10 protein-coding genes are annotated in these 8,702 nt (G+C 62.3%); 7 read left to right on the forward strand and 3 right to left on the reverse strand.

Translation table 11 applies throughout. The annotated features are described in order from the left end of the window. Positions 1-950 (forward strand): hypothetical protein (locus tag QMK32_RS24830; protein WP_283478226.1); only part of this gene is annotated, 950 nt, incomplete at its 5' end. Between the two features lie 122 nt (positions 951-1,072). Beyond that, positions 1,073-1,246 (forward strand): hypothetical protein, encoded by a 174-nt coding sequence (locus QMK32_RS24835; RefSeq protein WP_283478227.1) that lies wholly within the window; start codon positions 1,073-1,075, stop codon positions 1,244-1,246. A 108-nt stretch (positions 1,247-1,354) separates the two neighbouring features. On the opposite strand, the gene QMK32_RS24840 is transcribed toward QMK32_RS24835, so the two are convergent. Both QMK32_RS24840 and QMK32_RS24845 read right to left on the reverse strand, forming a co-directional pair. Next, positions 1,355-2,374, reverse strand: a complete 1,020-nt coding sequence (locus tag QMK32_RS24840) for a DUF4192 domain-containing protein (protein ID WP_283478229.1) — start codon at positions 2,372-2,374, stop codon at positions 1,355-1,357. Between the two features lie 54 nt (positions 2,375-2,428). Next, entirely contained in the window at positions 2,429-2,638 is a 210-nt protein-coding gene (locus tag QMK32_RS24845; protein ID WP_283478230.1) for a hypothetical protein, read from the reverse strand. Between the two features lie 107 nt (positions 2,639-2,745). On the opposite strand from QMK32_RS24845, the gene QMK32_RS24850 reads away from it, so the two are divergent. After that, positions 2,746-2,967 (forward strand): helix-turn-helix transcriptional regulator, encoded by a 222-nt coding sequence (locus QMK32_RS24850; protein ID WP_283478231.1) that lies wholly within the window; start codon positions 2,746-2,748, stop codon positions 2,965-2,967. Between the two features lie 367 nt (positions 2,968-3,334). Here the strand turns inward: QMK32_RS24850 and QMK32_RS24855 are convergent, their stop codons facing one another. Continuing rightward, positions 3,335-3,526, reverse strand: a complete 192-nt coding sequence (locus QMK32_RS24855; protein ID WP_283478233.1) for a hypothetical protein — start codon at positions 3,524-3,526, stop codon at positions 3,335-3,337. A gap of 295 nt (positions 3,527-3,821) precedes the next feature. On the opposite strand from QMK32_RS24855, the gene QMK32_RS24860 reads away from it, so the two are divergent. Genes QMK32_RS24860 through QMK32_RS24875 form a run of 4 tightly spaced genes read left to right on the forward strand, consistent with a single transcriptional unit; the run spans position 3,822 to position 8,599 of the window. Continuing rightward, on the forward strand, positions 3,822-5,063 hold the full coding sequence (locus tag QMK32_RS24860) for an MFS transporter (protein WP_283478235.1): 1,242 nt from the start codon (positions 3,822-3,824) through the stop codon (positions 5,061-5,063). An 11-nt stretch (positions 5,064-5,074) separates the two neighbouring features. Next, on the forward strand, positions 5,075-6,460 hold the full coding sequence (locus tag QMK32_RS24865) for a glycosyltransferase (RefSeq protein ID WP_283478237.1): 1,386 nt from the start codon (positions 5,075-5,077) through the stop codon (positions 6,458-6,460). Further along, the gene (locus QMK32_RS24870) at positions 6,457-7,170 is read left to right on the forward strand and encodes a PIG-L deacetylase family protein (RefSeq protein ID WP_283478238.1); all 714 of its coding nucleotides are present in this window, start codon (positions 6,457-6,459) and stop codon (positions 7,168-7,170) included. The genes QMK32_RS24865 and QMK32_RS24870 overlap by 4 nt, the downstream gene beginning before the upstream one ends. Positions 7,171-7,207: 37 nt before the next feature. After that, positions 7,208-8,599, forward strand: coding sequence for an isomerizing glutamine--fructose-6-phosphate transaminase (locus tag QMK32_RS24875; RefSeq protein ID WP_283478239.1), 1,392 nt, complete (start codon positions 7,208-7,210; stop codon positions 8,597-8,599). Positions 8,600-8,702 lie beyond the last annotated feature (103 nt).

Below are 8,702 nucleotides of genomic sequence, written 5' to 3' on the forward strand. Positions count from 1 at the left end.
CTCCTCCGAGCGTGCGCCCCAGCATCAACGTCGAAATTCGCTCGCTCGATCAACACGGCGACCCAGGTTTTATGCACTATCGCGGAGACTTCTACACCGAAGCAACAGCGGCACGGTTCGCGCTCACCCAAGCTGCCGCGTTGTCTGCATGGCGCGAATCAGAGCGGGTCGCTGTCAGTATCGACGCCACGATCCCCACCGGCTCGCGTACCGATCTCGAATTCGTCGGTACCCCCGGTGAACTCGCCACCGAGTTGGCCTCACTGCGCGACTATGCACCGGGCGCACGGCGGGCGAGCCTGCCTGCACCCGAACACCTCACGCACGCCGCCGAACGCATCAACGCCGCCACACCCTCACTGCCCGAAGGCGACTTCGGATCGGTGGACGTGCTCGCAGTCGAGGTTCACTCCACACGAACCAACCCACTACCGAACTCGACCACCGACATCGGTATCTACGAAGCCGCAGATGCACACCGCATCGCCGAAGAACTCGCAGGTGAACTGCGCGGAACTGTAGCTCTCACACGTGGAGACTCAACCTTGCGAGTGACGCACGCTGCCGAGATCACCGAGACCGATCGCGCGGCCGTCGAACGCTACAACCAGGTGGAGCGACTGCGCACCAACATCGCTGCCCTCGACCCGACTGTCGACGCCGAGCACATCGCCACGCTGTCCACCGATCTGGAAGAACTACGCGCCCGCAGGCCGGCCGCACAGCATTCCTCGGCACACACTGAATCGAGGCCACTGATTGTGAGTGATCTTTCCGCGCTGTACGACCCGGTCCCTGGCGCGGGCAAGACCGGTGAACGTCCACGAGGACTCGTCAGCGCACCGCAGCAGCGTTCCACCGGCACTGCAAGGGCTTCGACGGATAAGCCCGCATTGCCACCGACCTGGCCCGCGGCGCCGTCGTTCCAGCACGATCACGGCATCAACTGACACTTTTCCTTCGACACACAAGACGGCACCTGCACACGATGTGTGCAGGTGCCGTCTTTGTGTGTATCCACTGCGAACGCGAGAGCGGAGATCTGGTCCGGGGGTCGGTACTGTGTCGTGTCATGAGTCGTTCGAGGATCGAGCACGCGTTGGCCAAGAGTGTGGTCGATGCTGCGCCGCCCCCCTCAGAGCTGGCATTGGATGCGATCATCGCTGGCATCCCGGTCGAACAGACGCGCCCACCTGTGGCCGGCCACGTCGATGTGGTGTGGCCGGCCTCCCGGCTCTCCCTCTGAGTGCACGTTTCTCTGATTCGCCGAAGTTGGTGCGGCGGCCGCCGTACCGGTTGCGCTAGACGCGGGCGCGGCCACCTCGTAGCGCGGGGCCGCGCCCGGTCCTGCGGTCTAGGTGTAGCTCTGGACTCGGCCGATGTGCTCGGTGAGGAAGTCGTCGGTGATGACGTCGCTGAGGGTGGCGACCATGCGCGGCAGCATCGCTTCCTGCAAGGCCCGAGACAGTAGTTTGGCCAAGCTCGGCACTTCGGTGCTTTCCGCTGCCGCCAGTGACTCGACTGCCTCGATGGCAACATTCGCCGCCACGCCGTTTCCGGTGCAGTAGAGGAAGAACGCGGCGAGGGTCAGGGCTTGGGCGCGTGCGGTACCGCGCACCCGGGCGGCGATGTAGGTGAAGGTGTCGGCGGCGTCCTGGTGACCGTGGACGGCCATGGCGAGGAATGCATCGCGCACCTCTAGTCGTCCGGTGGCCAGTGCAAGTCCGACGCGGGCAGTGAGGTCGGCACTCGGGATCTCGCGGGCGTCGATGACGGCGGCCAGCTCGTCGAACGTGACGGGCAGGAACTGCTCCCCCATCGTGGCGGCGGCGACCAGTGCGAGGGATTCGGGAATCTCCTCCGCCTGCTCGAATCGGGCCTCGATGTCTTCGCGGCGTCCGGCGATGGTCGCACCTTCCACTACTGCGCGGGCGATCGCTACATCGCTGATGGCGGAGTCCGGGACGACTCCGTCGGTGTTGTGGTCGAGGTCGGTGTACATCGTTCCGGCGGTGAGGCTGTAGGCGTGTAGAGCGCCGAGGGTGTCGATGGATCGAGCTGCGAACGCTTCGCGGATTGCTTCGAGCCCGATCAACGCAGCTCCTGTATGTGCAGGGTCGGCGATGGCGGCGAGGATGACGGCGGTGACGGGTGAGTTGTCCCACTGCTGACGTGCGGCTGCCTCGGCGACCTGGCCCGCTTCGACGTCGGTGATGGCAGCGGCGACGCGCATGGTGAATGCAATCGTGTGTATGCCGTTGCCGAAGGCGAAGGCGATGACGACGACGGAGTTTTCAGGGGTGAAACCGAGCAACGCGGGGATGGCGGCGAGGGTGTCGGCGGCGGTGGAGACGCAGATGCGGTGTTGCGTCATGGCGAAAGCCTTTCGTTGTGTTCTGTATCGGGTTGCGGAGCTGGGCGTGTGGGTCTAGTTGCGGAGTTCGCGCCGTGCGGTGCGGCGGTCGCGTCTCGCGCTGGCTCGTTTGACGGTGCGACGAATCTTGGCCTTGCCCTGGCGGTGTACGAGAATGTCGATCTCGTCGGCGCTGCTGGAGTGTTGCGCTCGCATGGCGGCCCCTTTCTCGGCGGCGGTGAACGGGATTGAGTGCCAGTCGATTTCGGCGGTCATCGAGGGCATACCCAAACTATACAGTCTCAAACTGTATCGTCAAGCGTAGGGGACGATTTACAGTAGGAACCTGTAAGGTCGAGATGATCAACCCTGAACCCACCTAGGAAGCACCGATGGCCGACGAACTCACCATTGCCGAAGTACTGGCACTGATCGAAGACAAGACCGGTAAGGCGATGCCGGCCAAGACGTGGTCGTCCTACGTCGCACGCGGTCAAGCCCCGAAACCGGCCCGCCATCTCTCTCGTACTCCGTTGTTCGCACGAGAGGACATCGAGCACTGGATCGACAATCGACCACGCAGCGGAACGCGGACGGACCTCTCGCCGACGTAAGGCTGCCCGCCCTACTCAGTCGCGCCGTCGATCCACCACTATCACGGCATCAACTGACACTCCTCCGACACACGAGAACGGCACCCGCACACGATGTGTGCAGGTGCCGTTGGTTTGCATTCGGCGTTGAGCCGATTATTCGATCATCGCCCTGCCGGCTGCGGATATGGAGATGATGACCGGTTGCCGCGGACCGACGATCCGGCGAGTGGGTGGAAGGTGGGCCGCTGGGACGACGCCTGAGGGTTCAAATTCCGACCGACACAGCCTGTTTTCGTACCGGAACCCGAAGGCCACTCATGCGGACACCTGAACGAACGAAGAGCCCCCGACCCGACGGTCGAGGGCCCACCGCCCCTACATACGTTCACGAAGTCGGCGGTACTCTAGGTTTCGCACGACGACGAAAGAACATGAACAGTGCCGCGAAACCGAGCACGATCACGACATCGCGAGTGAAGTCACCCCAATTGGAAGCGGCCAGATCCACCACCGCCAAGAAGAGGGACGCCACAATAGCGACCAGCAAGGCGATGTTTGCGTATCGATCGTTCGTCATATCGTTTCCACGGGATCGAGCTCCTGTGCCGACAGCAATCCTACTGTCAGCAATTCTGGACTACTTGGTCCAGACTGAAGAACTCTGCCGCCAGACCCGCGCGGCCAGTAGGACTACTTGCATGGTCAATCGGTGTGGCCAACATCCTGTCACATACAGCCGTCGTGCTTCTGACGTGGTTGACGCGGATCAGACGGCGTGGTTTGCTTTTGGTGTTCCACACATGATGCCGCAGCATTCCTGCCCGTCCGGGGATGTAGGCACCTGATTCCGACAGGGCGACCGTGAGGCCGTCATGTCGTTTTCTGTTCGTACCCGTCGATCGACGGTGGCGTTGTGGATAGTCTTTTTTGTCAACGGTGCCGTTCTGGCGAGCTGGGCACCGCGCATCCCGCAGGTCAAGTCCGAATTGTCGCTAACCGACGGACAAATGGGCTGGGCACTTCTCGGGGTAGCCGCCGGATCTGTGCCCGCGCTCCTAGGCACCGCTCGCATGTTGCGGTCGGTGTCGGCGCGGTCGGTATGCACTGCCGCCTCCATTGCCTTCGCCGCCGCGCTCCCTCTGATTGCCCTGGCATCGAACGGATGGCTACTGGGACTCGCGCTGGCCGTCCTGGGGGCGGCCAGCGGGTGCCTCGACGTCGCGATGAACACGGCTGCAATCGACTACCAGAACCGCGCTGGGACGCGGATCCTCTCGCGTCTGCACGGCGGCTACAGCTTGGGTGTCCTTGCTGGCGCATCGTCCGGAGCGCTGGCCTCGAAGTTCGACTTCTCAGTGCTCGAACACTTCTCGGCTGTCAGCGTCACTTTGTTGCTGTTGGCTCTTGCGGCGTCGGCGTCCCTACCGAGCCCGACTCGGCATCCCGCGCCGAATCCGACTGCGACACTGCCGAATAGCCCCGAGGTCGAATACTTTCACTCGTCTCCGAACACCCGGTTCGCGCGCGTGCTCGCGATCCCCGCTGCCGTGGGAGCGATGGCTGTTGCGGCCTTACTGGTCGAGGGCATGGTCACCGATTGGTCCGCGCTGCTGGTTTCTCGGGACTTCAGCGGCGGAGCAACGGTCGGCGCGACTGCGGTCGTCGTGTTCAGCTGCGCAATGTTCCTCTCCCGCTCGTTCGGCGACCTGATCATCGACCGGCTCGGGCCGCGGAGGACGTTGGTATCCGCGGCCGTGGTGGTGACCTCGGCGACGCTCGTGGGGTTGCTTCTTCAGCACAGCCCGTGGGGTGTGGTGGTGGCGATGGCGTTCATCGGGCTTGCTCTCGGACCTCTGTTTCCGCTGCTCATCACCGAAGCTGGCCATCGCAGTCATGCGGGCGTGGCTGTTGCCACCGCTCGTGTAAGCGCAGTGGGTTACGGCGCATATCTCGCAGGACCCCCGCTCGTAGGCCTTCTTGCCGACCACACGGGGCTTTCGAGCGCCTTCGTCATGGTGGCGAGTACGTGTTCGATCGTCCTCGCCTGCACGTCGAAATTATTGCAAAACAAAGCATCTCACACCAAATCGACCACCCAGTTCGCTGAGAGGTAGCCATGCCGTACGTGACCGAAGTCGACATCGATCTATACGATCCGTCAGCCCTGAAATTGGAACTGCCGCCAGGACGCTGGGATTCATTGCTCAAGAAGGCCCAGAATTTCCCTCCAGGAGCGACGCTCTGGCACATCAATTCCACGTCCGCCGGAGGGGGTGTGGCCGAAATGCTCTATCCGATGATCGGGTTGGCAAGATCTGTGGGCATCGCGACGCGATGGCTGGTGATCGACGGTCCAGCCGAGTTCTTCGACGTGACCAAACGTATCGACAACGGCGTTTCCGGCGTCGAAGGTGACGGCGGACCTCTCGATGAGGCGGAAATAGCTCTCTACGAGAGAGTTTCAGCACACGTCGCCAGCGAGCTGTCGCCGTACATCCGCTCCGGTGACCGCGTCGTTCTGCACGACCCCCAAACCGCCGGACTGTGTGCAGGTCTCCGGGCTCTCGGCGCGATCGTGACATGGAGGGCACACAACGGCGCAGATCAACCCAACGAGCACACCGCTCGATCCTGGAATCTTCTCCATCGATACATCTGCCAGGCCGACGGGTTGATCGCGACAACCGACAACTTCCGCCCTCCTCAACTCGGCGAGATCCCCTATGTCAGCATCGCACCGTTCATCGATCCCACCGCAGCAAAGAACCGTGCTCTGACAGAATCCGATGTACTCGCACGTCTCGAACGCTGGGGCATCATCGAAGGCAACGCCCGGCCCTCACACGTCCCGACCGGGTACGAACTGTATCGAGAAGGTCCACCGCCAACCCCTCACACGCCCATGGTCGCGCAAATTTCGCGGTGGGATCGAGTCAAGGACATGGTCGGAGTCATCGACTCCTTCGAGCGCAGCATCGCTCCGTTCAGCGATGTCCATCTCACTCTTGCTGGCCCCGAAGTCACCGGTGTCGCCGACGATCCCGAAGCCGCCGACTATCTCGCATATTGCGTCTCGCGCTGGCGACAACTGCCGCGCGAAATCCGGCGGCGGGTTCAATTGGTGTGCTTGCCGATGGCGGATATAACCGAGAACGCGTTGACCGTCAACGCACTTCAGCGACACGCCGTAGTGGTGACCCAGAAAAGTACGTCAGAGGGATTCGGGCTCACTGTCGCCGAGGCGATGTGGAAACGAACGCCCGTCGTCGCGACTGCTGTAGGGGGAATACGGCTCCAGATCCCGACCCCAGAGCAGGGCGCAACCGTGCCGCTCGACGCCCCAGATGACCTGTTCGGCCGGATCGTCCGCGAGTTGCTCGAACACCCTCAACGTCGTCGCAGCATCGGGGAGGGCGGACGAGAACACATCCGCACCCACTTCCTGCCGGACACCCAACTCATCGCAGACATCGAGTTCTTCGAGCAACTCTCATTGGAGGTAACAGTATGAGCTTGCGAATCATGGCCATCGGAGCGCACCCAGACGACGTCGAGATCCTCGCCGCAGGAACCCTCGCCCGGTACAGAGAACGCGGCCACACGATTGCTGTATGCATCCTTACAGATGGACGTCTCGGCGCACCATCAGGTGACCCTGATGACGTCGCTGCAATTCGACGTGAAGAAGCGCAAGCCGCAGCACACTTACTCGGAGCCGAACTTTTCTGGATCGGACAGCCTGATGGGATGCTGTTCGACAATCCTGAAACCCGTTCCGCAACCGTCGAAGCCGTGCGCGAGTTCGCCCCGAACATCGTATTCGCACACGACCCCAACGACTACCACCCCGACCACCGCGCAGCCAGCTCGATCGCCATGAGTGCGCGCCAGCTGGCCACTGCCCCACTGTTCGCCACCGGTAGCCGGCCTTTGTCCACTGCGCCGTCGGTGTACTACATGGACACCCTGGGGCTGGTCGGCGATGCACCCGAACTGTGGGTGGACATCTCCTCAACCGTCGATATCAAACGTCAGATGCTGTGGTGCCACAAGAGCCAGAACGAATGGCTTCAGAACACCGATGGCATCGACTACGTGACCTTCGTCGACCGACAGGGACAAATTCGCGGACTTCAATGCGGCACCTCCTATGCAGAGGGGTTCCGTGCTGCGCGCACCTATCCCATCGAGACAGGATGCAACGGACTGCCTGCACTCTGAAAACTAGCTCTTACTAACTAGCAAAGGACACTAATTCATGTGCGGCATAGCCGGTTACGTTGGTTCAGAACAAGCCACGCAGGTGCTACTCGACGCACTTCATATCCTCGAATACCGCGGCTACGACTCGGCGGGCATAGCGGTGAACTGCGGTGGCGAGATCGTAGTGAGTAAATCGGTAGGGCCAGTACAAAGTCTCGACGACGCCATGACTCCACGTCCGGCGGCGAACGCCGGCATCAGCCACACGAGGTGGGCTACCCACGGCCCACCCAACCACGCCAACGCGCACCCCCACGTCAGCGAATCCGGCACCGTCGCCATCGTCCACAACGGTGTCATCGGCAATGCCGCAGCACTGCGCACACACCTCCGCGACGAGGGCATCACGCTGACCTCCGACACCGACAGTGAAGTCATCGCCCACCTCGTTCAACGACATCTCGACGAACATCAATCGTCGATCACCGCTGCACTCGACGCCACCACGGCGCTCATTCACGGCAATTATGCGGTCCTTGCGATGTCACGCGACGAGCCGAACAGTCTTGCTGCCACCGCGCACGGAAGTCCCTTGTTGGTCGGCACATACAAGGACGGTTCCGCTCGGGTGGCCTCCGATCTGGCTGCCCTGTCCGACGACTGCGTGATGTACCGGCCGCTGCGCAATGGGGAAGTCATCGATCTCAACCACCTGACGGACAGCACGCCCGATCCGCACGGAAGCTGGACTCTCTACGAACAGTCTGCAGGAAACTCGAGGCGGGACGGTTACCCGGATTACATGCTCAAAGAAATTCACGACCAAGTCGGTGCCGCCGACCAGCTCATCACAGGTCTCTACTCCGACACGGTCGAAGCGCGCTCGTGGCAGGCATTCATAGCGCGGCACGCACCGAATCGAGTGAAGTTTCTCGGTTGCGGGTCAGCACTGCACGCCGGCGAACTTGCCGCGCACTTCGTCGAGCGCCTGGCCCGCACCCCAGCGTCGGCCGAGTCGGCGACGAACTTCCTCGATCGTGACGCAGTAATCGAAAGCGACTGCCTCTACGTAGTATTGAGCCAGTCCGGCGAAACGATCGACACCTTGCTTGCCGCACGCAAGCTCCACGAACTCCGAGTACCAGTCTTGTCCGTGGTCAACGTGCGCGGTAGCACTCTTGATCGGGAAAGTCCCGCAGTGCTGCATCTTGAGGCCGGAAGGGAAGTGTCGGTCGCTTCGACGAAAGTCGTCACCAACATGCAGATCGCCGGAATCGCCATCGCCGCCGCGGTCCGGGACAGCCACCAGCATTCACACCGCGACGTCGACCAACATACGACACTTGCAGAGCTTCGTCCGCACCTCGATCGTTTACCGCACGAGATAGCGGCGACGCTCGCAGCGAGCGCACCGATTCGCGAAGCCCTGCGTGCCAGGGTGAGGTGAGTCCACTGGTTCATAGCAACCCGGCCTGATGCAGGGCGAGATACGGATCGACACACACCATGGCCATCACCACCAAGACGCCGGTCAGCGGCGACAATGAACG

It is taken from the genome of Rhodococcus sp. H29-C3, from assembly GCF_030063405.1.
GTDB lineage: Bacteria > Actinomycetota > Actinomycetes > Mycobacteriales > Mycobacteriaceae > Rhodococcoides.

Excerpts from the sequence above, each read along its gene's own strand:
- QMK32_RS24835 (WP_283478227.1), top strand. The coding sequence starts at position 1,073 with ATGAGTCGTTCGAGGATCGAGCACGCGTTGGCCAAGAGTGTGGTCGAT.
- QMK32_RS24840 (WP_283478229.1), bottom strand. The coding sequence starts at position 2,374 with ATGACGCAACACCGCATCTGCGTCTCCACCGCCGCCGACACCCTCGCC.
- QMK32_RS24845 (WP_283478230.1), bottom strand. The coding sequence starts at position 2,638 with ATGCCCTCGATGACCGCCGAAATCGACTGGCACTCAATCCCGTTCACC.
- QMK32_RS24850 (WP_283478231.1), top strand. The coding sequence starts at position 2,746 with ATGGCCGACGAACTCACCATTGCCGAAGTACTGGCACTGATCGAAGAC.
- QMK32_RS24855 (WP_283478233.1), bottom strand. The coding sequence starts at position 3,526 with ATGACGAACGATCGATACGCAAACATCGCCTTGCTGGTCGCTATTGTG.
- QMK32_RS24860 (WP_283478235.1), top strand. The coding sequence starts at position 3,822 with ATGTCGTTTTCTGTTCGTACCCGTCGATCGACGGTGGCGTTGTGGATA.
- QMK32_RS24870 (WP_283478238.1), top strand. The coding sequence starts at position 6,457 with ATGAGCTTGCGAATCATGGCCATCGGAGCGCACCCAGACGACGTCGAG.
- QMK32_RS24875 (WP_283478239.1), top strand. The coding sequence starts at position 7,208 with ATGTGCGGCATAGCCGGTTACGTTGGTTCAGAACAAGCCACGCAGGTG.